Here is a 24,035-nt window from a genome sequence, read left to right on the forward strand (position 1 = left end):
TTAAATCAGACATATGGTATGGGTGTAAACCGGAAGGGTGGAATTTATAATTTGCCAAAAGTTGGTTTTTAGGTAAGATTTGGCAGAATATAAAATTTTATAATTTGCCAAAAGTGGGCTTTTTTAGTAGATTTGGCAGAATATAAAAGTATATGGAAGAGCTCATCGGCAGAAAGGAGGAACGGGAGCAGCTTCGGGAGGTGTTGCTATCCAGGGAAGCCTCATTCGTAGCTGTCTACGGGCGAAGGAGGGTAGGCAAAACATTTTTGATAAGAGAATTCTTCAAGCATCAATTCTTTATTGAATACGCAGGAATCCACGATGCTACCTATAGGGTGCAATTGGAAGGATTCATCCTGATGATGACAGAGTTGACCAAGGACAAACTGCCTTCGGGTATTCCTTCCAGCTGGATGGAAGCATTCCAGCTCTTACGGCATGTCGTGACCCCAAGGCTGGCCAAAGAAAAAGTAGTGATCTTTTTTGATGAATTCCCCTGGCTGCATACTCCGCGATCGGGATTCGGGCCAGCGTTCGAGCATTTCTGGAATAGTTGGGGCTCCCGCCAGCCCAACCTGATCGTTATCATTTGCGGATCGGCTGCATCGTGGATGATCCGGCGTGTTGTCAATAATAAGGGAGGGTTGCACAATCGTCTCACCAAGACCATACAGCTTTTTCCTTTTACCCTCCGGGAGACTGAACAGTATTTGAAGAGTCGGAAAATTGCCCTTACCCGTTATCATGTGTTACAATTGTATATGGTGATGGGTGGCATTCCTCATTACTTAAAACAGGTGAAAGCAGGGCAAAGCGCAGTACAAAATATCGACAGGCTATGCTTTACCAGGAACGCTATACTAAGTATGGAGTTTGGTCGCCTATACCAGTCACTATTCGACGGGGCCGAGAAACATGTAAGTATCATAAGGGCATTGGCGCGCAAGCATATAGGGCTTACCAGGAACGAGATCATTGTGGCCTGTAAGCTCCGGTCGGGCGGTGGTACAACCTACCTCCTGGACGAACTGGAGCAATCAGGTTTCATCACAGCATATACACCTTTTGGTAAAACGAGTAAAGATAATATCTACAAAATATCGGACGAATATTCTCTTTTTTACCTTCGCTTTATCGAGCCAAACCAAGACGGCGGGCCGGGAACATGGGGAACGATCGCTACCGGCGCCTCTTGGAGAAGCTGGAGTGGGATTGCTTTTGAAAGCATCTGTCAGAAACATATTTCAGCGATAAAAACCGCACTAGGCATTCCTGCAGTATACACACGTGTGTCGGCCTGGCGCTGGCATTCCAAGGCTGGACAGTCAGGAACGCAGATCGACCTGCTGATCGATCGTAAGGATGACTGTATCAATATCTGCGAGATGAAATTCTCGGAGACCGAGTTCGTCATACAGAAGTCCTATTCAACGGAACTGGATACAAAATTGCGCGTCTTTAAGGAGCGTACTGCCACTCGTAAGCAGCTTTTCCTAACGATGATCACTACTTATGGAGTGAAGGAAAATGAATATAAGGTCGCCCAGGTGAGCAATGATCTTACCATGGATGCTTTGTTTGAGGGATGACGTATTTTGTGCAAGTCATTGCCTTTTCACCGAAGGAATTTAAAGCTATTGATGATGGCCGTCGCCGTTGGTTCATATCTGGCATACTGGGATTGTTCGGCAGTGTAGGTAAACACATACGCCGTTTTATTTTTGATGAACCAGATTTGTTGAAGCTTCATGGCGCGGCCTTCGAAGGTCATGGTGTAGATGGTTTCCATCGCTTTTTGCCCGGCGAAGGTTGTAGGGGTGGACGAGAGGATGGTGGATGCAGCCGCATTCTCCGTGATCATCTTTTTGCTCAGCGCCGTGTACTGTTCGAGATTCAGGGGATTTGCGGACAAGTCCTGCAGCATGATGTTGACGTTCTCCTGAAAATCATCGTTCTCGTTCTCTTTTGGGCTTAGAAAGAGGACGGAATTACCGGTTTCCCTGTGGGTCCATTCTTTTGGATAGTTGACGGTGAATTTGTTCGCGGAGTTGGTGTAGGTGAGCCAGCCGGGTACCAGCATGATGGCAAGGCAAAAGCATAGCTTCGCCACGGGAGTGAGAGTGGTGGTGTGGTTCATAGTATTTACTAAGTTAGCAGAGTAAATATACTGAAAATTCTATATGAGGATTCAGCGGAACCCGCCATTAGCAATTTCTAATCCACTTCTAATATGTTTCTAATCCGATGCTTAGTGGGGGTCTGCTACAGATCGATCAGCGAACTGAGAGGATAGCGAAGGTTGTGATAGTAGATCATGTCGACGGAGACCTTGCCAACGGTGATGGGACTTTCGATGCGAACGGCGATGTGATTGGGATCATCAGAGACCCAGACTGTCATTTTCTCGCCGCCCTCGAACATGGTGCCCTTTACCAGCAGGGGTTTGAATTTAATGGTGCGGAACTTGCCATAGCTTGTGCGGAGGGTCTCTTTCCCCAGGTAGCGGACGTAGAGATGGTAGACCTGCCGGTCGAGGAACATGTCGAAAGGTATCTTGTCGTTGATCTGGTGATGACTAAAATCGATATTGCGGGCATAGAAGATGGCGCTGAGCACATCCTGGATGCAATCCGGAACATTGTAGACGCCGGTGTTGGTGATGGCCGTATGGGTAGCCTTTATAAATGAGACATTCTCGTAGGTTTTGTATCCGCCCTCGTCGACATCCCGGAGAAATTTGTAGGGCTGAAGCGTGGCGGTGTCGATATACGACTCATACTTATCCCTTACCTTAAAGAATTTATCATAGAAAGAAGTGGTCTTTCCTTCGCCGATGAGATGATAGACGTCCTTACCCTGGAATTTTTCGAGGGTGGTGGTGAAGGAAGCATCGCCGCCGGTAGTGAGATGGATACCAGCCACCCCATAATTCACTCTATATTTCAGGACTTCTCCATTCTGGAAGGCGTGGTTGCGGATGCCACCGCAAAATTCATTGTCGGGTGTGGATTGTTGGGTAGCAGAATCCTGTGGCTCATAAGCATTCCAAGCCATTAGGGGTGAGGTCAAGGTCAGCAAGAAAATACAGCCCGTAATAAATACTCTCATCGACTTTTGAATAATTTGATACGTACAATTAACAAGCTTCCTATCAAGGCCGGTATGATCAGGTTGATCAGCCAGATCGCAAAGCTGGTAGCAAATATCCCTACCACATTAGAACTATATAGTTGGAGTACCTGGATACTGGCTTCCCAACGCAACCCCAGTTCTGTCAGAAAGGTAAGGGTAGGAACGACAGCCATCACCAAAAACACCACACTCATCCCCCCCAACACCTGCCAGAAACCCAATGCTACTCCAAAAACGGGAAATACCAAACTATATTGAACAATAAACACGATATATCTGCCAAAAGATAAGAACAAAATCCTCAATAAGATCGTTGCATCAAAATTTTCTAAAACTTTTATATAAATGCTGAACCGGCGTGTACCGGGTACTTTTAGCAGGAGGGATGCCACGAGGGAAAACCGGCAATAAATAAATGTTAAACTTACCAGCAGGACCAGGACAATCCATAAGAGGATATCCAATGCAAGCAGCCCCTGATGCTTTCCGGAAAGGATGGGGGGTGGGGCGGCGCGCAGGTAGAGGATGCCCACCAGGCCGATGAGCAGTGTGACCATCAATTGGGCGATGCTGCATGCCATGGTGAGGGAAATTGCTTTTATCCGCCGGCCTTTTTCTATGTATAAGATGCGGCCCAGGTACTCCCCCATCCTGTTGGGCGTAAAACAAGCCATAGTGGTGCCGGTGAACACTGCCCGAAAGGCATCGCGGAAAGCAATACCGCCTACGGGGCGAAGCGCCAGCTGCCATTTGCGGGCTTCTATGCCCCAATTGACGGGCATCAGGGCCAACACGAGCCACAGTTTCCATTGCTGCGGTGAGGTAATAGCCATCCAAACCTGGTGGAGAGAGGTCTTCCAGTTGGGTTGATGGATCACCTGGCGGTAAATAAACCAGGATAGCACCAGGAAGACAAGCGGGCCAAGGATATAAGTTATTTTGATACCTTTATTCATTCGACGTTCGGAATCAAAAATAATCCTCCTCTTGCAAAAGCGATCTAAAATAATTTTGGGTATAGACCCCGGAACGGTGGTCATGGGTTATGGACTCGTCAAATGCACAGGTAATGAAGTCAGCATGTTGGATATGGGCGTCCTTCGGCTACCCACCAAGGAAGACGGCTACGAACGATTGAGGCTCATCCACCTGAAAGTATTGGAGCTGATCCGTCGTTTTAGCCCCGGGGAATTCGCCATCGAAGCCCCTTTCTTTGGGAAGAATGTTCAAAGTATGCTAAAGCTCGGGCGGGCCCAGGGAGTGGCGATCGCTACGGCGATGCATGCCGGCATTCCCGTCACCGAATACTCGCCCCGGAAAGTAAAACAATCTATCACGGGTAAAGGTAACGCTGAAAAGGAGCAGGTGTGGAAGATGTTGCAGCGGATATTACAGTTGCAGGAAGATCTGCCCGCCTATGATGCGTCGGATGCGCTGGCCGTAGCCGTGTGTCATTTCTTTCAGCACCGGCTTGATGAGAAACTGGAGCCGGAAGCTACAAATAAGGCAGGCCGCGGGAAGGGTAAGAAAGCCGATGGCTGGGAAGCCTTTATCCGGCAGAATCCGGACAAGGTGCGCAACCGGTGAGTGGTGCGGGCCCCAACAAGGCGGTCGCGGGGTGAGGTGGCGGCCTTCGCTTGGGTCGGGACGCAGGGGAGGAGTGCTGCGGCTAGAGGTAGCGAAGTATCTTCTCCTGGGCGGCTTTCAGCCTTTCGGGGCTCAGTTTTAATTTGGGCCGGGTGAAGTTGAGATCGTCGCTACTGTCGATGGGCACCAGGTGGAGATGGGCATGCGGAACCTCGAGGCCGACTACGGAGAGCCCGCAGCGGTTGCAGTCAAAGGCCTTTTCAATCGCCTTTGCGATAGGCCGGGCAAACGCCAACATCCCGGAGAGATAAGGCTCCGGCATGTCGAAGAAATCATCTACTTCCATTTTTGGCACGACCAGGGTATGACCTTCCCGGAGAGGAAAGATGTCCAGGAAGGCAAAGAACTGGTCATTTTCGGCAAGCTTATAGGAAGGTATCTCCCCGGCTATTATTTTGGAGAAGAGTGTCACACGGTGATGTTTTCGATCTTGAATTGAAGGTTACCGGCAGGCACCTGTACGCTGGCGACATCGCCTACGTGTTTGCCCAGGAGCCCTTTGCCAATAGGTGATGTGACGGAGATCTTGCCCAATTTGAGATCGGCTTCTTTCTCCGACACCAGATGATAGGTCATCTGTTTTTTATTCGTGAGATTCGTGACCGTCACCTTTGTCAGGATGGACACTTTGCTTGTATCAATGGTGCCCTCATCGATGACCCTTGCATTGGCGAGTTCGTTTTCCAATTTCTGGATCTTGGCTTCCAGCAAGCCCTGCGCTTCCTTGGCAGCGTCATATTCGGCATTTTCTCTTAAATCTCCTTTTTCCCGGGCCTCAGCGATGGCTTTGGATGCAGCCTGTCTTTCTACTGTCTTCAGTTTCTGCAGTTCGGACCTCAACTGTTCGAGCGCATCTTTTGTGAAATAAGTGAATCCACTCATAACTCCTCCTTTGATTTACAAGAAAGAAAAAAAATACAACGCCTCGGAGCGATCCAAGGCATTGCATTAGTCATTTAAATTACCGCAAAAATAGGGATTTTAGCTTGCGGCAAAAAATCGGTAAAATATAATTTTTGGCCTAAATGCCTAATTTTTCCAGGGTTACCCGGGCCATTTTTAAAAAAGCTTCGTGGGAGTACCCGGCGATGTGGGGGGTGATGAGGACGTCCGGGCGGGCCAGCAGCCAGTCCAGCTGCTGCCGCTGGAGGTCGGTATAGGTGTCCAGCTTTTCGTTTTCAAGGACGTCCAGGGCCGCCCCGGCTATCCTGCCGTTTTCCAGAGCCCGGACGAGCGCCGCGGTATCATGGACCTTCCCCCGGGAGGCATTGATAAAATAGGGTTTGTTCTCCAGCGAGTTGAAGAAGGCATCTCCCGCCATATGAAAGGTTTCATCGGTTAGCGGGACGTGGAAGCTGATGACGTCCGCATACCGGGCTACCTGTTCGAGAGAGGCTTCACGGACATTGCCTTTGGCAAAGCCAAACTTATATTTATCATGGGCCAGGATGGTGACATCAAATCCAGCCAGGACCCGGGCAAAAGCGCCACCGGTATTGCCAAAACCGACGATGCCGACCGTTTTACCGCCTAATTCGGTACCCCGGTTGGCGTCCCGGATCCATTTCCCCTCTTTTACTTCGGCGCTGCTGATAAATAACTTGTTCATCAATGCAAGGAGCATGCCCAGCACCTGTTCGCCAACGGCATTGCGATTGCCTTCGGGGCTGCTGACGCAAAGGATGCCCTTTTCTTCTGCATAGGCGGTGTCGATGAGCTCCATCCCGCTGCCCAGGCGTCCGATCCACCGGAGGGATGGGGCACGGTCGATGACGGCACGATCGATCTTGAGCCGGGTGGTTACGATGAGCCCTACCGTCCCGTCGAGGGAGGTGAGTAATTCGTCATAGGTGATCTGTGGGGAATATTGGACGGTATATCCTTTTTCGGTGAGGGTGTTGATAAGATATTCGTGGGCCTTGGCTGTGACGATAACTTTTTTCATTGTATTCTTCTAACGCATTTTCCAGGTGAGTTGTGCGAAATCGGTGACAGAAAGTTGTTCGGCCCGGCGATCGAAAATGGGATCGACGAGAGCGGTCTCATCGAAAAGAGATCGCACGGCATTGCGTAAGGTCTTTCTGCGCTGGTTAAACGCTGTTTTTACGAGCAGGAAGAAACTCTTCTCATCCCTAAATGCCGGCGCCTGCCTGGGTGTCAGCCGGATGACCGCGCTCTTCACTTTTGGCGGCGGGTTAAAACATTGTTCGTGCACTTCGAACAGATATTCCACGTCAAAAAAAGCCTGGATGAGCACGCTGAGAACGCCATAGGTCTTGTTGCCCTCCTTTGCCGCCACGCGCTGGGCCACTTCTTTCTGGAACATGCCGACGATGGTCTCGAGATCGTCCTTCCAGTCCAGCATTTTGAAGAGTATCTGTGAAGAAATATTATAGGGGAAGTTGCCGATGACCGTGAATTTGCCCGGGAAGGGTTTTTCGATGTCCAGGATGCTGGCATGGATGAGTTTGCCCTGTAAAACCGGATAAGTTTCCTGGAGGTAATGGACCTTCTCTTCGTCGAGCTCTACCGCCTTGAAGTCGACATCCCCAAGGCCGATGAGATGCCGGGTCAGCGCGCCTGCGCCGGGTCCCACTTCCAGCAGCTGAATGAAGGGCCGTTGGCGGAGGGCCGCCACTATCTTCCGTGAGATGTTCTCGTCGCGGAGGAAGTGCTGGCCAAGGGATTTTTTCAGGGTGTACATGAAGGGGTAAAGTTACGTATATTTATGCCCTGAAATGTAAGTGTATGAGCCAACAACAATCAAAGCCAGTGATAGGGGTGTCCGTAGGAGATGTGAATGGGATTGGAACTGAAGTGATCATCAAGACCTTTGCCGACCATAGGATCCTGGAATTGTGCACCCCCCTGATCTTCGGTTCGAACAAGCTCATCAACTTCTACCGGAAGTCAAGTCCGGAGATGAATTTCAACTACCAGACCACAAAGGATTTTTCCCGCATCGTCCAAAAGCAGATAAATATCTACAACTGCTGGGAGGAAGAGATCGCTATTTCGCCGGGCCAATTGACGGATGTCGGCGGGAGCTATGCCGTCAAATCCCTGACGATGGGGGTGGAAGCCCTGCGGGACAAGAAGATCCAGGGATTGGTGACGGCGCCCATCCATAAGAAGAATATTCAGTCGCCCAGCTTCAGCTTCACGGGTCATACGCCCTATCTGAAAAAGGCCTTTAATGCGAATGATGTGCTGATGTTGATGGTGTCGGAGGGTTTTCGCGTTGGCCTGGTCACCGAGCATGTGCCCATAAAGGATGTCGCCGGGTTTATCACCCGCGAAGCCATCCTGTCCAAATTGACTATTTTGCGGGATAGCCTGATAAGGGATTTTGGCATTGACAAACCGCGGATAGCCGTACTGGGTCTGAACCCCCATGCCGGGGATGAAGGACTCATCGGCAAGGAAGAAGAAGAGATCATCAAGCCGGCCATCAAAGATGCCAAGCACCAGATGCTGGTGTTCGGTCCTTACAGCGCCGACGCCTTTTTTGCCCGGAACTATCACTCCCGCTTCGATGCCGTGCTGGCGATGTATCATGACCAGGGGCTTATTCCCTTCAAATCGCTGGCCAGCGGGGAAGGGGTGAACTATACGGCCGGGCTGCCGATGGTGCGGACCTCCCCGGACCATGGTACGGCCTTTGACATAGCGGGTAAGAACAAGGCAGACAACACCTCCTTTATCGCGGCCATCTATACCTGTATCGATATTATCCGCAACCGGCAGGAATACGATGAGAACCGGCGCAACCCATTGAAAAAGATGGGTTCTGTGGTCCTTGCCAATGCCGAGGACGAGAAGATCGAAGAGAATTAGGGTATTTTTTACCGGCCGGGCTTGCAAAAACAGAATCTCCGCTCTATCTTTGGAGCGTATCCACTAGGCTAATGTCTGTGCCTTCGGCACGATCGGACTCCGTCCGATTTGGTGGGTATCCACTCCAATTTACAATCCCCTCGAAAAACAGCGTTCAATTCAAGTAGTTCCTTTCGGATAAACCGTTCCCGTTCCTTCCTTTGAATCACCAACGGTCTGTTATTCAAATTCTTCACCTGCTGAAAATTACAAAGATGAAAAGGAACTTCCTAATGGCTTCATTCACGGTTGTTGCTGCCTTGCTATTCCAACCGGTGTTTGCGGCTCCTGCCTCGACTACTGACAATTTCAATTCCCGGCCCGGGGTCCGGCTTACGGAGGTAAAAGGCTATTTACAAGGTAAATGTTGGTTCTTCGCTGATTTTGACATCAACCGCAACGGCTGGACGCCGAATATCGAGGGGGATGGTGCAATGGTATCCGGCACCGGCGCCAGCGCCACCGAACGGACGGGTATCTATACTCCCCTGTTGGACCTCACGCCCGGCACTACTCTTTCTTTTTCTTATAAATTCAACCAGGCCGTAACCAATCGCCGCTGGATCAGGATCCTCGCCATCGACGGCAATAACAACCCGGTCGCTACCCTGGACAGCCTGGAGCTGACGGGTGATGCAGCCGGCCAGGTCTATACCTATAACAAGCCCCTCATGCTCACCGGCGCCTACAGCCTGGCTATCAATTACCAGGGCATCGGGGGTGCAGAGCGCATCGCCATCGATGAATTGAAGATTGGCGCCGCCCCACATTATGCTTCTACGTGTAATGTCGCCCCGGTATCGCTGAAGGATAAGTTTTCCGGTACGGCTTCTCACACGGCCAACGGCAATGTGCTGAGCAACGATTATGATCCCAACCACGAGACGATGACGGCTTACCTGATGACCGAATCACCCGATGGCCAGGTCGAGCTGCAGAAGAATGGAGATTTCGTCTTCACACCGAAAGATGGCTTTAAGGGAAATTCTACGCAGTTTAGCTATAAGGTTTGTGACAACGGCTCGCCTGCCCTTTGCTCCATGACCACGACGGCTACCATCCATTTCCCCAGCCGGAGCAGCTTGTTGAGCTTTGAGGCGCTTTACAACAGGAAAGAGGTAGCCATCGACTGGAATACGGGCAGCGACAACCACAGTAAGGTGTTCGAGGTCGAGCGGAGCCTCGATGGAACCTACTATAAGAAGGTGGGCGAGGTGAAGGCGGATGAGGCTCTCGGTCAATATACCTTTAGCGACAAGATACATGAGCAGGAGCGGAAGAATGACCTGTACTATCGTCTCCGGCAGGTGGATGGTAACAACCGGGTTACCTATTCGAAGGTGCTGATCCTCCGTTCGTATGGCACCCGGAGCGTCGAGGCGGTGAGCGTCACCCCCGACCCCAACGTAAACGACATCCAGGTGAATGTTCAGCTGAAGGAGAAATCCTTTGTGATGGTGCGGGTGATGGATGACAACGGCAGTGAGCTGATCAAGCAGTCGGCGATGGGTGAGTATGGTTCGAACAAGTACAACATCGAAGGGACTTCCCAGCTGCAGCCGGGGATGTACCAGTTGGAAGTGATCATCAATAGCAACGAGCGGCTGACGATGAAGCTGGCAAAGAGCTAAGCGCTATTTTTTTATATTGAGATACGACTGCAGGTCGCGGACATATTCTTCAAAAGCCTGTACGCCCTGGGGCGTGATCTTACAGATGGTTTGAGGGTAGTTATCCTTGAAGGTCTTTGTGACGTCGATGTAGCCGGCCTCCTTTAATTTATTGATCTGAACGCTTAGATTGCCGGCTGTAGCATCCGTCTTTTCCCGGAGATAGGTGAATTCCGCCTCCTTCACCGAGATGAGGATGGATACTACGGCAAGGCGTAGCTGGGAATGTAATATCGGGTTTAGATCTTTAAACATGTTTTTCTTTTGCTTTCAGATAGCACTTTCTAAGGATGAGCCCGGGGATGAACCAGGCCAAAAGAGCCCCGGCGGCGATGCATAGCATCGTATACGGATAATTACAATAGAGGCTCACCACAGCCAGCGCCCAGCAGGCCAGGCCTCCCAGCAGCATGGGCCGGAAGCCACGGGTATAGCCGGTGGCAAAAGTGGGTACCCCGTAGAGCGTGAGGTAAATAGCGCCCTCCCCATTGACAGGATAGCGGCCGAAGACAAAGGTCAGCAGCCAGACAGCAATGCCAAAGCTGATCCAGATGCCGCCCAGATGGTCTTCATCATAAGACCGGTATCTCTTGCCCTTGCGTTCGCGGACGGCAATGACCACCTGCGGCACTACCGCCACGATGGTCAATAACCAAATATAATCCAGCGCCGGCCACTTGAGGTAATAGTTGGCAAAAGTCACGAGGCTGCAAATAGGGATCACGGTACCCCAGAGAAGAGCGCTAAGCCCGCTGTTGAGATAATCTCTACGGGCCCGCTTGATCATCCTGGTGATGAGTTCGAGGCTTTCCTGGCCGGTCATTTCTTTTTCCTGTTCCATCAGTTGGGTTGGTTTAGTAGTTGCTTTTTATATTCGCCACGAAGCAGGTATCCCGGGATGATATAGCTCAGCAGGACTGCCCCGGATGTCAGCAGCATATTGGTTACAGCATCGACGAAGGTCATGAGAATGACTATTGCCCAGCAGGCTGCGGCGCCCCAGACCAGGGGTGGGAATTTCAGCATACGACCGGTGAGAAAGCAGCCAACGGAATACAGGATGAGAAATATGGGATAACAGTGCTCCCAGTCTCCCCGCCGGAGGAAGATGATGACGATGAGTATCTGCACGACAAAGATGCAGAGCCAGATGCTGGCCAGTCCTTCGTCGATGAAGGTCTTTACCCTGGGGGGCTTATTCTTCACCCGTCTCACGATAGAAATGATAAAGCCCAGGAACATGACGTTCCAGGCAGCGCCATTGGCAGGGGTTTTTACGAAAACAACCAGGATATATTGGAGGAGTGCACCGCTAAACACCAGCCATCCCCAAACAAGGAAATAAAAGCTGTTGTCCACGACGGAAGTCTTTGTTTTGTCGATCATGGTCTGAATGACCCTGAGGCTGTCTTCCGGTGAGAAGTTCTCCGTATTATTCTCCATGATACAAATTGGGTTTAAGCAGGAAAGGTAGCGCGCCTGAACGACAAAGCCGGTTCAGACGCGCACATTTTACTGACATATATATGTCTTATTGACATTGAGAAAGCATTTGTTCCGCCTGTTTCTCGCCCCAGGTGGGGTATAGCGGCTTTGGCTGCGCGCTTTTGTACAGGGCGATCGACTTTTCGAACAATGGCTTTGCCTTGTCCTTACCACCGCCGAACTGGGTCGGAGTACCAAAGAGGCTCATCCCCTGGAGGTAGTAGAGCCGGGGGTTGTTAGGATCGGCTTCCATTCCTTTCTGGAGGGCGGCTGCGGCATCTTTACCATTGGTGGCCCAGCGGGTCGAGGGATCTACCAGCATCTGCTGGGTGGCGGACATGTTCTCTACAGCATAGAGCTCGGAATTCTTTTCGATGGCTTCAGCCTTGGCAAGGTAGGCGTTGATCTTGGCAGAGTTGGCGTCCTTGTCCTGGGTAGCGGGGTTCCAGCCGATCCAGGTCTGGGCAAGGGCGGCATAGTAATAGGGGAGCCATTTGGTCTTTTCGGCATCGCCGATGCGATCGAAAGTTCCGGCCAGGCTTTGCAGATCGTCGATGGTCTTGGCGGAGTCGAGCAGGGTAATGTTCTTCTGCATCACCTGGGTGTACTTGTCGGACTGAGCGCCTGCTGCGAGGGAGATCAGCAGGGTAAAGAAAAGGATTGTCTTACGCATAGATGTAGTTTTTATGATGTGAAATGGTGAATGGTTTATAAGTTGTTGTTAATGGCGTCCTGCGAGCGATCGACACCCCAGCTGATGAAGCAGCCGACGAAGTAGAATCGTTTGGCCGGGGGTGTTATGGGTTGTTTGTAGAGGCCGCTGTAAGAGAAATTATACCCATAGACCGAATTATATCCCAACACATTGCTCACGCTTGCAAAGAGGACCACGAAGGACTTTGCCTTGTTATTGCCCATGCTCGGGATATATTCGGCGCTGAGATTCAGGCTGTTGTAATCCACTGTCTTACCCTGTTCGGCCAGATTATATTTGAGTCCGTTGAGCATGAGGTTGTAATACGGCCGGCCGGTGGCGTAGCTGTATGTCACGTTGACGCCGGACTTGATCTTGGTAAAGAAGCGTTTCATGACAAGGGAAGCGGTGTGGGTGGCAGCGAAGTTGGGTGTCATTTGCTCGGTGAAGTTGAGATAGTTGCGTTTGGTATCCAGGTAGGAATAGCTGATCCAGTAGTCGAAGTTCTTAATGCTCTTCTTGTCACGCCAGAACAGCTCGAAGCCTTTCGCATAGCCGCTGCCGCTGTTGTTATAGGTGGAATAGTAATAATTGATGGGGACGGTCTTGATGAGATCTTCGTACTTCTTATAGTAGGCTTCGATGCGGAAGATGCGATCTTTCGACATCTTCTGATAGTTGATGATATAGTGAGTGGCCTTTGTGAAGCCGACATTGGTCGTAGCGAAAAGCTGGTTACTCTCCGGTTTTTGGTAGAAGATGCCATAGGCCAGGGATACCTGGGCTTCCGGACCGGTGCGGTAAGCGAGGGATACCCGGGGAGCGATGTCGGATTTATTGATCACGCTGGAGTGTTCGTAGCGGACGCCAACCTTTGCCGCCAGCGCATTGGTGAGGTAGATGTCGGATTCTGCGAACAGGGAATTGAAATTATCCGTGAATTTGTACAGGGTATCGGTGTGGTAGGCCGGGTTGCGGTATTTCTGGTAGTTGTACGAATACCAGTATTCGGAGCCAAACCGGATGGCGCTGAGGGTGCCCAGTTTCTTGTCGAAGACGGCGCGCACCTGTGAGAGATCCTGCCGCTGGTCGATGTTGAAGCCCTTGTAGTTCATCCAGAAGACGGAGTCGTTGAAAGACTGGTCCTGGTTGGCGGCGTTCTGCACCCGCTGGCCGAGGTTATCCAGGTTGGTGCTGTAGCTGGCGCCGAGGTCCATTTTCCAGCCGTTGCTAAGGTAGTCGCGCCAACTAAGGTTGTTGTACCAGTTGTGGTTGGTGAGGCCAAAGGCGTCTTTCATATTGAGGCTGTCCCAGTCCTGGCGGCGTAGACCCAGATCGTTATAGGCGAAGGTCGTATAGTATTTGATCATCCCGCCGCTCTTGGTACGGATGCGGAAGTTGGCGTCACCGTTGTGGAATTGAGGCATCCGGAAATAGTCGACGTCCTGAGGAATGGCTTTGAAATAGGCGTAGGCGTTGACATAGTCGTAGCTGAACCCATAGGAAGATTGCTTATTCCTGGCCAGCTGCTGCGTGCCCAGGCCAACCACCAGTGGAGAGATGGTGGCGTCGATCTCCGATTTTTCGGGCAGGTCGATGGATTCGAGCAGGACGACGGAAGAAAGGGCCTGACCGTAGAGGGCGGAATAGCCGCCGGTGCTGAATACCGTCCCTTTAAAAAGGAAGGGGGAGAACCGGCCCCGTTGGGCGATGTCGGGTACGCTGGTGTAGTAGGGGTTGTTGACCAGGGTTCCATCTATATATTGTTTGGCCTCGTAACCGGCGCCGCCGCGTACGAAGAGGCCTTCCTGCTCGCCTACCTGCTGGGCGCCGGGGAGAGTTTTGAGGGCCGCGGTGATATCGGCGTTGGAGCCGGCGGTGGTGGCTACGTCGATGGAGCTGAGTACGGCCCCGCGTTTGGCGTCGCCGGCGGTGAAGGAGCCGGCGGTGATCGTTACGGCTTTGAGTTCGCTAAGCTGTTCTTTGAGGGCGATATGGAGTTCGATGGGGGTACCGGAGAGGGTGACGGTCTGTTCGACGGGGTTATAGCCGATGTTGGTAATGGTAAGGGTTTGAGCGCCTGTTTCGGCTGCTTCGAAGTGGAATTTTCCGAGGGAGTCGGCGGTGGCGCCGTCATAAGAGTCTTTTATGGTGATGCTGGCGCCGCGGAGGGGGTGGCCTTTACCGTCTTTTACAGATCCGGATATGCGGGTCTGGGCGTGGAGCCAGCCGGTGAGCAGGAGGAGGGCTATGAATAAGGCAGGTGTTCTCATTTCTCATAATTTTAAGCTAAGGTAAATTGGTTTATAATATAAACCAAACTATTTTATAAATTTATTTAGAAATCTCGGTTGAGGGCGGGAAATGGGGGTTGAATGGGGTGTTTTTACCGGTGAAGGCGCGCAAAAAAAAAGCCAGGCTTAGACAAGCCCGGCGGTTGTTGATCGTACCCTTTAAAACTAAAATCTTCGTGTTCCCTATATTTTGGATAGCAGTCCGATCCTTTGGCCGCGGCCGAGGACAAGAGTTGCTACTATGATAATCAGTTGTATACGGGTTCAACCGCGGTAGAGGAGTCGATGATCTTGTACGGATCCCCTGGCGATAATGGCCCGGTCATTCTTTTTCGTCCAGTGAACGGATGAACTTACAATAAAGGATTGGAAATAAAAAGTAATGGAGTGTTTTTCGGGAGCTTGGAGAGTCGTCGATGATGACGCTGTAAAGATTATAAAAGGTTTCGAATTCTGCAAGGGTTACGGGCACTTTTTTTAACAAAGAAGGCCGCACTTGGGTGGTGCGGCCTCTTTGGGTATTCTTGACATTTCTTATTTGTACTGTGGGACGAGGCCGTTAGCAAGCTCGACCATTTTCTTGACTCCATCGTCGGGTAGATTACCCTTCTTGAACTCCGCGAGCACGTCGGGCAATTTGTTCTCCATCTCCATCAGGAAGTGGTCTTCGAATTCTTTCACCTTACTGACCTTTACCTGCCGCAACAGGCCCTGGGTCCCGAGGTAGATGATCGCTACCTGCTTTTCTACGGGGAAGGGGGAGTATTGCGGTTGTTTGAGAATCTCCACATTACGTGCGCCCTTGTCGATGATCAGCTTGGTGGCTGCATCGAGGTCGCCGCCGAATTTGGAGAAGGCTTCCATCTCACGGTAGAGGGCCTGGTCCAATTTGAGGGTACCGGCCACTTTCTTCATCGACTTGATCTGGGCGTTGCCACCTACGCGGCTAACGGAGATGCCCACGTTGATAGCGGGGCGGATGCCGGAGTTGAACAGGTTACCCTCCAGGAATATCTGTCCATCGGTGATGGAGATCACGTTGGTGGGGATATAAGCAGATACGTCACCGGCCTGCGTCTCGATGATCGGCAGGGCTGTCAGCGAACCGCCTCCTTTTACGAGGTGACGGATGGAATTGGGAAGATCGTTCATATTCTTTGCCACGTTGTCGTCGGAGATGATCTTGGCGGCGCGTTCGAGCAGACGGCTGTGCAGATAGAATACATCACCGGGATAGGCTTCGCGACCTGGCGGGCGGCGGAGCAGCAGAGATACTTCCCGATAAGCAACGGCCTGTTTCGAAAGGTCATCATAGATGATGAGCGCGGGTCTGCCGCTATCGCGGAAGAACTCACCGATAGCAGCGCCGGCGAAGGGGGCGTAGAACTGGAGGGGAGCCGGATCGGAAGCCGAAGCAGCTACGATCACCGTGTAATCGAGTGCGTCATTGTCAGCCAGGGTTTTCATAACACCGGCTACGGTGGAAGCCTTCTGCCCGATGGCAACATAGATGCAGAATACGGGCTTACCGGCCTTATAAAACTCTTTCTGGTTGATGATAGTGTCGATAGCGATGGCAGTCTTTCCGGTCTGGCGGTCGCCGATGATCAGCTCACGTTGTCCACGGCCAATGGGGATCATGGCGTCGATAGACTTGATACCGGTTTGCAGCGGCTCTTTCACCGGCTCACGGAAGATAACACCCGGGGCCTTACGCTCGAGGGGCATTTCATATTTTTCGCCGGAGATGGGGCCTTTCCCGTCGATGGGTTCGCCGAGCGTGTTCACCACCCGGCCAAGCATGCCTTCTCCGACCTTGATGGAAGCAATTTTACCGGTACGACGAACGGTTGCGCCTTCCTTGATGTCTCCGCTCTCCCCCATCAATACCACACCCACGTTGTCTTCTTCCAGGTTGAGAGCGATGGCTCTTACGCCATTTTCGAATTCCACCAGCTCACCTGCGCCGACATTGCTGAGTCCATACACCCGGGCGATGCCATCGCCTACCTGCAGGACGGTGCCGACTTCTTCCAGCTCCGCGGAAACATTTGCATTGCTCAATTGCTGGCGCAATATCGCTGAAATTTCATCCGGTTTGATCTCTGCCATAATTGTATTCTGTTTGAAGTTTGTTTGTTGTTGTCGGTTTACCTGATCTTATATATAAAGTCGTTGTTCTGGAATTGTTTCCTGATATTGTTGAGCTCGAATGCGACGCTGGTGTCTATCCGCTGGTCACCGATCTCGAGGATAAAGCCGCCGATGAGTTCCTGTCTTACATCCGTATCGAGCTCGATCTGCTGCAGCTGGCGTTCGGTGCGCAACTTCTGCAGGAGAGCCTGTTTGATGTCGTCGCTTACTGGCACCGCGGTAGTCAGCTTCACCACGGAGATGCCCTTATAGTCCTTGTATTGTTGCACAAAAGCGACAGCGATCTCCGGGAGATTGCCTTCCCGTTCTTTATTCAGCAACAAGGTGATGAAGGCCCTGGTAAGGGAGCTGATCTTAGCGGCGAAGATGGCGTCAAGTATCTTCCCTTTCTTATCTGCCTTTATGATAGGGCTGCGCAGGAGGTTTACCAACTCATGGCTGCTACGGAAGGTATCCTGCAGGAGCAGCATGTCCTTGTATACCTCTTCCAGCTCTCCTTTTTCAATGGAAAGATCGAGGATCGATTTGGCATAACGGGCCGCTAAACGGGGATTGGGCATCATAAGGTTAGTTGAGTTTCACTTCGTTGGACAATTGACGGATATAGGTCTCCTGTTCGCTTTTGTTCTCCAGCTGACGGCGCAGGATCTTTTCCGCAACCTCTACCACCAGGGTTCCCACCTGGTTTTTCACCTCGGTGAGGGCTGCCATCTTCTGCTGTTCGATAGCGGCCTGGGCATCGACGATAATCTTGGCGGCTTCCTGTTTGGCCATATCCTTTGCTTCGTTGATCATCTTGTCCTTTGTCTCCCGGGCTTCTTTGAGCAGCTGGGCCCTTTCTTCCCGGGCCTTGGCCAGGAGGGCTTCGTTCTCATTCTTCATCTGGGCCATCTCCATTTTGATCTTCTCGGCAGACGCCAGCGAATCGGAGATGCCTTTTTCCCTTTCTTTAAGGCTTTTCAATATCGGCTTCCAGGCAAGCTTGCGCAGGATGATAAGCAACAGCAGGAAAATAACAATATTCCAAACGAATAAGCCTAAGTCGGGTGTTAAGAGATCCATGTTATATCTTATAAAGTTTTTTAGAGAAAAATACTGCATCCTCGGCCCTGTGCGTCGGATGCAGTACATTTTTTACGTGCCTTACTTCTGGAATACAGCAAGCAGACCGGCAACGGCAGCCAGAAGGGCAACGCCTTCTACCAGGGCCGCAGCCAGGATCATGTTAGCACGAATGTCGTTCGAAGCTTCCGGCTGACGGGCAATGGAATCAACAGCGCCCTTACCGATCTGGCCGATACCGATGCCGGCACCGATAGCAGCGAGGCCTGCGCCGAGTGCGCCATAACCAGGCTGAACCACATCAGCCAGTAAAGTTGTCATCAACGTCATCTTATTTTGGTTTTATAATTAAAAAAGAGTTTATGCTACTACGGTTTCGGCATGATGCCCATGATCTTCCTCATGGCCTCCTTCGAAGGCTTGCGCGATAAACACGGCCGTCAGGTTGGCAAAGATAAAGGCTTGTATGAAGGCGACCAGGACTTCGATGAGGTAGATGAATATCGAAAGCAGGACGAAGAAGGGTGAGGTTCCCCAGCCCAGCGCGGTGTTCATGGCGCCGAAGATAAAGATGAGGCAGATGAAGCTGAGGATAATGATGTGCCCCGAGATCATGTTGGCAAAAAGACGGATGATCAGGGCGAAAGGCTTTGTAAAGATGCCCATTATTTCCACCGGAAACATGATCACCTTGATGGGACCGGGAACGGGCGGATTGAAGATATGTCCCCAGTAGTGCCTGCCCGTGCTGATCATGATGGCTATGAAGGAGAGTATCCCCAGTGCCGCGGTAAAGGCAATGTTCCCGGTGACATTGGCTGTACCAGGGATCAGGCCGAGCAGGTTGTTAATCAGGATGAAGAAGAACACGGTGAGCAGGAAAGGCATGTATTTTTCATACTTGTCGCCCAGGTTGCTTTTCCCTACCTCATCGCGGACAAAGGTGATCACCGGCTCAACGACATTCTGGAACCCCGTGGGCGCCGTGGTGACCCCCTGGCCATTCCGGTATTTAGCGGCGATGCCCGGCATGATCCACAGCAGGATGAGAGCGGAAATTATAGCCTGAACAGCATTGCGGGTAAGCGAGAGATCATAAACCTTGCCGGATGGGTCTACATCGCCGGCTTCATTGACCGCCCAGATCTTCCCGGGCCGGTAGACCTTGTCATTCAGTTTCTTTTCCCCGACGTATTCTTCTGTGAGCAGGCGATAACCATTATAGGTCTGTTCGCCATGTTCGAATTTCGAGGACATAAACACCGACCAGCCCTTTGTGGGCGAATACAGGATCACCGGCAGCGGAATGAACACCGGTTTCTTATTGAACGTATAAAAATGGAATTCGTGGGCGTCGGAAACGTGTTCCAGGATGATCTTGGAGGGGTTTAGTTTTGGGGCTTCCTTTTGGCCGGCCTCAGCGGGATCACCGGGTGCGGCATGTACTTTCGACACATTAAAAAAAAACACGAAAACCAGGCTGAAAACCGCGACCAATATAGATTTGAAGCATTTTGACCCCATACCGTCCTGAAATTTGCCGCAAAGATACGGGTGGGGGGGCAGAATATGAAAATTACATTAAAAAAAGGTTAGAGGGTGTCGGAATGGCGGGACGAGGGTAAGGGTTAGGAAGCGCCGGGCGGCTTTTAGCCGCCCGGAGTCAGGAGGCTTTACGTTCGGCTGTGGCGTGTTTGCTAAACTGCATCTCATGGAGTTTAGCATAAAAGCCGCCTTTGGCCAGGAGCTGCTCGTGGGTGCCGATCTCGCGGATCTCGCCTTTGTCGAGGACGATGATCTGGCTGGCCTTGCGGATGGTGGAAAGGCGATGGGCGATGATGATGGAGCTGCGGCCGGCGATGAGTTTGTCGATGGCTTCCTGGATGAGTTGTTCGGACTCGGTGTCGACGGAGGAAGTAGCTTCATCGAGGATGAGGATGGACGGGTCGTATAGCAGGGCCCGGATAAAGGAGAGTAATTGTCGTTGACCAAGGGAAAGAGAGCTTCCTCGTTCCATCACATTATAATGATAGCCCCCTGGAAGGCGCATAATAAAATCATGCATTCCAATGAGTTTTGCCGCCGCGACCACTTGTTCAATCGATATTTGGTCGTTGCGGAGGGTGATGTTATCCACTACCGAGCCGGAGAAGAGGAACACGTCCTGCAGCACCACCCCGATATTTCGCCGCAGGGCAGCGAGATCATAGTCTTCGACTCGGACATCGTCGATGCGGATCTCGCCCTCCTGGATCTGATAAAGCCGGTTCATCAGGCTGATGATGGAAGTCTTTCCACTGCCCGTATGTCCGACGAGGGCGATAGTCTGGCCGGGCTGCATGGTGAAGGTGATATTTTTCAGCACATAGCGGTCGCCGGTATAGGCAAAAAATACCTTGTCAAACTCCACTTTCCCTTTCATCCGGGCGGGAGCATATGTTCCCTGGGTCTTTATGAAGTCGTCATTATCCATCACCCTAAAGACCCGTTCGCTGGCTACCATACCCATCTGCAGGACGTTGAATTTATCGGCCATGACCCGAAGGGGGCGGAAGAGCAGGTTAAGATAGAGGAAGAAGGAGACGATCTTGCCGCTGAGCCCGAGGGCTTCCGCATAGGGCAGGTTATAGACGCGGGTTGCGCCCCAATATACCAGCAACCCCGTAGATATGGCAAGAATGATCTCGACGAAAGGGAAGAAAACGGAATAGGCGAAAATGGCGTTGATATTGGCGTTGCGGTGTTCGCGGTTGATCTTTTTGAACTTCTTTTCTTCTCTCTTTTCGGCGGCAAAAGCCTGGACGATGGCCATGCCGGTGATATGCTCCTGGACGAAGGCGTTGAGGGCGGCCACGGCGTTGCGCACGCGGATAAAGCTCTTGTTCACCGACTCCTTGAACAGCCAGGTAGCCAGGAGAAGAAACGGGAAGGGCGCCAGGCAGACGAGGGTGAGCCGCCAGTCTGTCCAGAACATAAACGCCAGCACCGAAAGAATGGACAGCAGGTCGGCGATGATGGGGATCAGGCCGTCGGAGAAAATATCGTTGATCGCTTCTATGTCGTTGATGGTGCGTGTTGTCAGGGTGCCGATGGGAGTGGTATCGAACTGGGAGAGATTGAGTCCCAGTATTTTCTTATAAACGTCGACCCGGAGATCGCGGACGACGGTCTGTCCCAGCCAGGCGGTGGCAAATGAGAAATAAAACCGGGCAATGGTTTCCGCCAGTAGCAGGACGATCTGGAAAATGGTCATCCAGATGACGGCCTGCGCGGCTCCGTGCCGGATGTAGTCGTTGATGGTAACCTGGATGAGGAAGGGCCGTAAGGGAGATAGGACGGCCAGCAGGATGGATAAGGCGATTGACCAGTAGATTCTGCTCTTGTAAGGAGCGGCGTAGGAAAAGACGCGGCTCAGCGTGCTAAAATCAAAAATCTTCTTCTTTGGCTTTTTCTCGTCCGACATGCGATGTGCAAGATACGAAGTTTGGCGCCAAGGGGCCATCCCGCTCATCAAAGGCTGCTGCCGGCGGGCCACCGTGGGGGCGGGGGCTGGCGGGCCGGCGCGGGGGCGGCCGCGGGGGCCGGTGGGCGTGGGGGATCGGCGCGGGGGCCGGTGGGCGTGGGCTATTCACCATCATCCATGGCCTTGCGGTAGGCCTTTATAAAGATGGCGCCCAGGTTCTTATACGGAGGAATATAGTCATCGAACTTTTCCCGGGCGGCAGGGTCCTTCCGGAAGCCGGCTTCCAATTCCCGCCACATAGGCAGCCATTCGATGTTGCGGCCGGCGATGAGGCTGTTGTTTATTGCTTGCAGAATGGGTTCGTTCACCGTCTTTGTGCCCACCTGTTTGGAGGAGATGATATGAGCATCCTCACTGATCTTCAATACTTCACTGAGGTTGTTGTAGCCGCCGCAGGACCCAAGCACGACGATGCGGGCCGTCGCCGGCATCTGTTGAATGGTATACTTCACGTGATAGCTATGCCCCCGGTGGATGACGATCGTCGGTTTCAGGTGATGGTCATAGAGATAATCGCTAAGCGCCCTTTGTGCTTTGGCATCGGGGTCATCCTCGCCCAACAGGGGTTTGTTGGCAAAGATCATCACCGGTTTTCCGCGGGTGGAGGTGATGGTGACCCATTGCGGATTTTCCGTGATCTTCCATTCCGGCTTTGTTTTTGGTTTCGCCTGGAAGATGCGCATGAAATCGACATAGGAATTCTGCCCGTCCTTGTCTTTGTCGCCATAGAAGTACACCTGCTGGATAACCCGGCCGCTATCATCCGTCAAAGACTGGCGGTCGACGGTATAGATGGGGGGAATACCGAGCGCGGCCGAAAGATCTATCTTTTTCGAGGTGTCCGCAGACTCGAACAGGGTTTGCAGCAGATGATAGATAATGATACCCTTCTTGTCACCGTTGGCGACATTCTTGTCGTAGTTCCATTTCACTTCGCCAAGGATGAATTTTGCCAGGGCCGGACTCTTCTCCACGATGCTGCTGTAGGAGTCGGCGACATCCACGGCCTCTTCTTCACCCGCATTTTCGAGGTGGATGACAAAGGATTTCATGATGGTGCCGGCATTCTGCTTGTCCATCGTACCCAGGAAATGTTCCAGCTTATTATAGGCAGCGGCCATTTTGATAAACTTCCGGAAATAATCGCCATGCACCTGCATGAGCAGGCTGTCGCCATAGGGGGCCTTCATCCGCTGGAAGATGCGGTCGTATACTCCCAGATAGCTGGAGGTGTAGATCTCGTCTTCGCTCAATACAACAAGGTAGTAGAGCTCTTCGGGCGTCAATGGGTCGAGTATCTTGAACCGGATAGCCGGATTTTCCACGGTGTGGAGGGCGTTGATCTCACTGACAAAGACCTGTTTGCCCTTTTTTTCCAGCATATTGGTTAGCGCATTCATTTCCAGTGGGGTATCGCGGAAGGGCGGGAGTACCCTGGCGGCGTAGTCCAGGCGGGTCTTCACCAGCAGGCGGTAGTAGTTGAGGTCGTCATCTTTTACCTTGTCGATATCATCGATGGTGATCTTACTCTTCACCAGCTGGTCGAGGAAGGGGAAGTATAGCCGGCCGCTTTTGCTGGCGGCCAGCATGGCCACCATATGAACGAGGGAATCCTTGCTGTTGCGGATGCGATAGCCCAGTCCATTTCCCGCGGCGGCAAAGTCATAAAGCTGTTCGATATTATGGTGGCCGGCCAGGATGATCAGACTGTCGTCGCCAGGAACTCCGGAATGTGTAGATAAATAATTGAAGATCAATCCCGGATGTGCTTCCAGATATCGCCGCGTCAGCCCGATGCGGGCGGGTCTGACCCCGCTGTTCTCCGAAGGATAGCTAAAGCATTCGACCACGATCTTCCCCACTTCATAAGGGCTGGCGGCTATCACCGGCTCGATGCTCTCCCCTTTTCTATCCAGCTGCATGGCGCGGATAAAGCCATCGACGAGTCCGGGGGCCTGGGAGGGTGCGATCTCTTTTGACTGCACGGCCTGGTCAAATTTCTGCAGGGCATCCGCCAGGCCACGGAGGTACCGCTTTTTATTATTGGTGTTAAGGGTGGAATCCAATTCTATCTGCTGCTGGAGATCGTCCACCTGCCGGATGAGGGCGTCGGTTATCTGGAGGTTGACGGCTTCATCTTTGGTTAGCCGGACGATGCTGTCATTGCTGCCGCCACCGCCTAACTGGATGAGCCGTTGCTGCTCTTTATCTACATAGTCGTGCCAGAGCATACGATCCTGCGCCACCTTGTACGGGTAGGAATTTGGCTGCGCCACTGCGACGGCAGAGCCTGCGAGGACCAGGGCACAGATGATGATCAAAGAGGTGGTAAAGGATCGTACCATTCGCTTCATAGGCAACCTTTTTTTCTATTTTACAAAAATACTACCAAAAAGAGTGCGGACCCGCTGAAAATATATTTGAACAAATATTTATATGTTTGCAGGAGAGCTACTCTGTATTATTTATGTATTAACAAATTGTAAACTGAGTTGATA

23 protein-coding genes are annotated in these 24,035 nt (G+C 51.9%); 4 read left to right on the plus strand and 19 right to left on the minus strand.

The features are described from left to right. The first annotated feature begins 152 nt into the window (after nucleotides 1–152). Entirely contained in the window at nucleotides 153–1,589 is a 1,437-nt protein-coding gene (locus IEY39_RS16825; RefSeq protein ID WP_188933597.1) for an AAA family ATPase, read from the plus strand. Between the two features lie 26 nt (nucleotides 1,590–1,615). On the opposite strand, the gene IEY39_RS16830 is transcribed toward IEY39_RS16825, so the two are convergent. From IEY39_RS16830 to IEY39_RS16840, 3 genes are all read right to left on the minus strand, one after another. Then, a complete protein-coding gene (locus IEY39_RS16830) occupies nucleotides 1,616–2,137 on the minus strand; it encodes a PsbP-related protein (RefSeq protein ID WP_188933599.1) in 522 nt (173 codons plus the stop codon). Nucleotides 2,138–2,262: 125 nt separating this feature from the next. Further along, entirely contained in the window at nucleotides 2,263–3,054 is a 792-nt protein-coding gene (locus tag IEY39_RS16835) for a DUF3108 domain-containing protein (protein ID WP_188933601.1), read from the minus strand. Between the two features lie 50 nt (nucleotides 3,055–3,104). Next, nucleotides 3,105–4,088 (minus strand): lysylphosphatidylglycerol synthase transmembrane domain-containing protein, encoded by a 984-nt coding sequence (locus IEY39_RS16840; protein WP_188933603.1) that lies wholly within the window; start codon nucleotides 4,086–4,088, stop codon nucleotides 3,105–3,107. Nucleotides 4,089–4,119: 31 nt separating this feature from the next. Between IEY39_RS16840 and ruvC the strand changes: the two genes are divergently transcribed. Next, nucleotides 4,120–4,719: a crossover junction endodeoxyribonuclease RuvC gene (gene ruvC / locus IEY39_RS16845; RefSeq protein WP_188933605.1), complete on the plus strand. Its 600-nt coding sequence runs from the start codon at nucleotides 4,120–4,122 to the stop codon at nucleotides 4,717–4,719. Between the two features lie 82 nt (nucleotides 4,720–4,801). Here ruvC and IEY39_RS16850 read toward each other — a convergent pair whose 3' ends face one another. The 4 genes from IEY39_RS16850 to rsmA all read right to left on the minus strand — a co-directional run bounded on the left by IEY39_RS16850 (nucleotide 4,802) and on the right by rsmA (nucleotide 7,483). Continuing rightward, nucleotides 4,802–5,191: an HIT family protein gene (locus IEY39_RS16850; RefSeq protein ID WP_188933607.1), complete on the minus strand. Its 390-nt coding sequence runs from the start codon at nucleotides 5,189–5,191 to the stop codon at nucleotides 4,802–4,804. Next, nucleotides 5,188–5,661, minus strand: a complete 474-nt coding sequence (gene greA, locus IEY39_RS16855) for a transcription elongation factor GreA (protein ID WP_188933608.1) — start codon at nucleotides 5,659–5,661, stop codon at nucleotides 5,188–5,190. The genes IEY39_RS16850 and greA overlap by 4 nt, the downstream gene beginning before the upstream one ends. A 139-nt stretch (nucleotides 5,662–5,800) precedes the next feature. Continuing rightward, the gene (locus IEY39_RS16860; protein WP_188933610.1) at nucleotides 5,801–6,724 is read right to left on the minus strand and encodes an NAD(P)-dependent oxidoreductase; all 924 of its coding nucleotides are present in this window, start codon (nucleotides 6,722–6,724) and stop codon (nucleotides 5,801–5,803) included. A 9-nt stretch (nucleotides 6,725–6,733) separates the two neighbouring features. Then, the gene (rsmA, locus tag IEY39_RS16865; protein WP_188933612.1) at nucleotides 6,734–7,483 is read right to left on the minus strand and encodes a 16S rRNA (adenine(1518)-N(6)/adenine(1519)-N(6))-dimethyltransferase RsmA; all 750 of its coding nucleotides are present in this window, start codon (nucleotides 7,481–7,483) and stop codon (nucleotides 6,734–6,736) included. A 44-nt stretch (nucleotides 7,484–7,527) separates the two neighbouring features. Between rsmA and pdxA the strand changes: the two genes are divergently transcribed. Together pdxA and IEY39_RS16875 are read left to right on the plus strand one after the other, a co-directional pair. Beyond that, nucleotides 7,528–8,616, plus strand: coding sequence for a 4-hydroxythreonine-4-phosphate dehydrogenase PdxA (gene pdxA / locus IEY39_RS16870; protein ID WP_188933614.1), 1,089 nt, complete (start codon nucleotides 7,528–7,530; stop codon nucleotides 8,614–8,616). Nucleotides 8,617–8,870: 254 nt separating this feature from the next. Continuing rightward, nucleotides 8,871–10,286 (plus strand): Ig-like domain-containing protein, encoded by a 1,416-nt coding sequence (locus IEY39_RS16875; RefSeq protein ID WP_188933616.1) that lies wholly within the window; start codon nucleotides 8,871–8,873, stop codon nucleotides 10,284–10,286. Nucleotides 10,287–10,289: 3 nt separating this feature from the next. Here IEY39_RS16875 and IEY39_RS16880 read toward each other — a convergent pair whose 3' ends face one another. The 12 genes from IEY39_RS16880 to IEY39_RS16935 form a co-directional block, all read right to left on the minus strand. After that, on the minus strand, nucleotides 10,290–10,580 hold the full coding sequence (locus IEY39_RS16880; protein ID WP_188933618.1) for a winged helix-turn-helix domain-containing protein: 291 nt from the start codon (nucleotides 10,578–10,580) through the stop codon (nucleotides 10,290–10,292). Further along, complete coding sequence (locus IEY39_RS16885) at nucleotides 10,573–11,166, minus strand: hypothetical protein (RefSeq protein WP_188933620.1); 594 nt, start codon at nucleotides 11,164–11,166, stop codon at nucleotides 10,573–10,575. The genes IEY39_RS16880 and IEY39_RS16885 overlap by 8 nt, the downstream gene beginning before the upstream one ends. Next, nucleotides 11,166–11,768 carry a hypothetical protein gene (locus IEY39_RS16890; protein ID WP_188933622.1) on the minus strand — a complete coding sequence of 201 codons (603 nt, stop codon included), beginning with the start codon at nucleotides 11,766–11,768 and terminating at the stop codon, nucleotides 11,166–11,168. The genes IEY39_RS16885 and IEY39_RS16890 overlap by 1 nt, the downstream gene beginning before the upstream one ends. An 88-nt stretch (nucleotides 11,769–11,856) precedes the next feature. Then, entirely contained in the window at nucleotides 11,857–12,483 is a 627-nt protein-coding gene (locus tag IEY39_RS16895) for a hypothetical protein (RefSeq protein WP_188933624.1), read from the minus strand. A gap of 35 nt (nucleotides 12,484–12,518) precedes the next feature. Next, nucleotides 12,519–14,777, minus strand: a complete 2,259-nt coding sequence (locus IEY39_RS16900; protein ID WP_188933626.1) for a TonB-dependent receptor — start codon at nucleotides 14,775–14,777, stop codon at nucleotides 12,519–12,521. Between the two features lie 555 nt (nucleotides 14,778–15,332). Further along, the gene (gene atpA, locus IEY39_RS16905; protein WP_188933628.1) at nucleotides 15,333–16,910 is read right to left on the minus strand and encodes a F0F1 ATP synthase subunit alpha; all 1,578 of its coding nucleotides are present in this window, start codon (nucleotides 16,908–16,910) and stop codon (nucleotides 15,333–15,335) included. 38 nt (nucleotides 16,911–16,948) lie between these two features. Beyond that, nucleotides 16,949–17,515: an ATP synthase F1 subunit delta gene (gene atpH / locus IEY39_RS16910; protein WP_229688947.1), complete on the minus strand. Its 567-nt coding sequence runs from the start codon at nucleotides 17,513–17,515 to the stop codon at nucleotides 16,949–16,951. Between the two features lie 4 nt (nucleotides 17,516–17,519). Continuing rightward, nucleotides 17,520–18,014: a F0F1 ATP synthase subunit B gene (gene atpF, locus IEY39_RS16915; protein ID WP_188933630.1), complete on the minus strand. Its 495-nt coding sequence runs from the start codon at nucleotides 18,012–18,014 to the stop codon at nucleotides 17,520–17,522. Nucleotides 18,015–18,095: 81 nt separating this feature from the next. Continuing rightward, nucleotides 18,096–18,335 carry an ATP synthase F0 subunit C gene (atpE, locus tag IEY39_RS16920; RefSeq protein ID WP_229688975.1) on the minus strand — a complete coding sequence of 80 codons (240 nt, stop codon included), beginning with the start codon at nucleotides 18,333–18,335 and terminating at the stop codon, nucleotides 18,096–18,098. A 39-nt stretch (nucleotides 18,336–18,374) separates the two neighbouring features. Continuing rightward, entirely contained in the window at nucleotides 18,375–19,469 is a 1,095-nt protein-coding gene (gene atpB / locus IEY39_RS16925; RefSeq protein WP_229688948.1) for a F0F1 ATP synthase subunit A, read from the minus strand. Between the two features lie 208 nt (nucleotides 19,470–19,677). Next, nucleotides 19,678–21,477 (minus strand): ABC transporter ATP-binding protein, encoded by a 1,800-nt coding sequence (locus IEY39_RS16930; protein WP_188933637.1) that lies wholly within the window; start codon nucleotides 21,475–21,477, stop codon nucleotides 19,678–19,680. 161 nt (nucleotides 21,478–21,638) lie between these two features. Further along, the gene (locus tag IEY39_RS16935) at nucleotides 21,639–23,891 is read right to left on the minus strand and encodes a hypothetical protein (protein ID WP_188933639.1); all 2,253 of its coding nucleotides are present in this window, start codon (nucleotides 23,889–23,891) and stop codon (nucleotides 21,639–21,641) included. Nucleotides 23,892–24,035: the final 144 nt, after the last annotated feature.

Source organism: Puia dinghuensis (genome assembly GCF_014642875.1).
Taxonomy (GTDB): Bacteria; Bacteroidota; Bacteroidia; order Chitinophagales; family Chitinophagaceae; genus Puia; species Puia dinghuensis.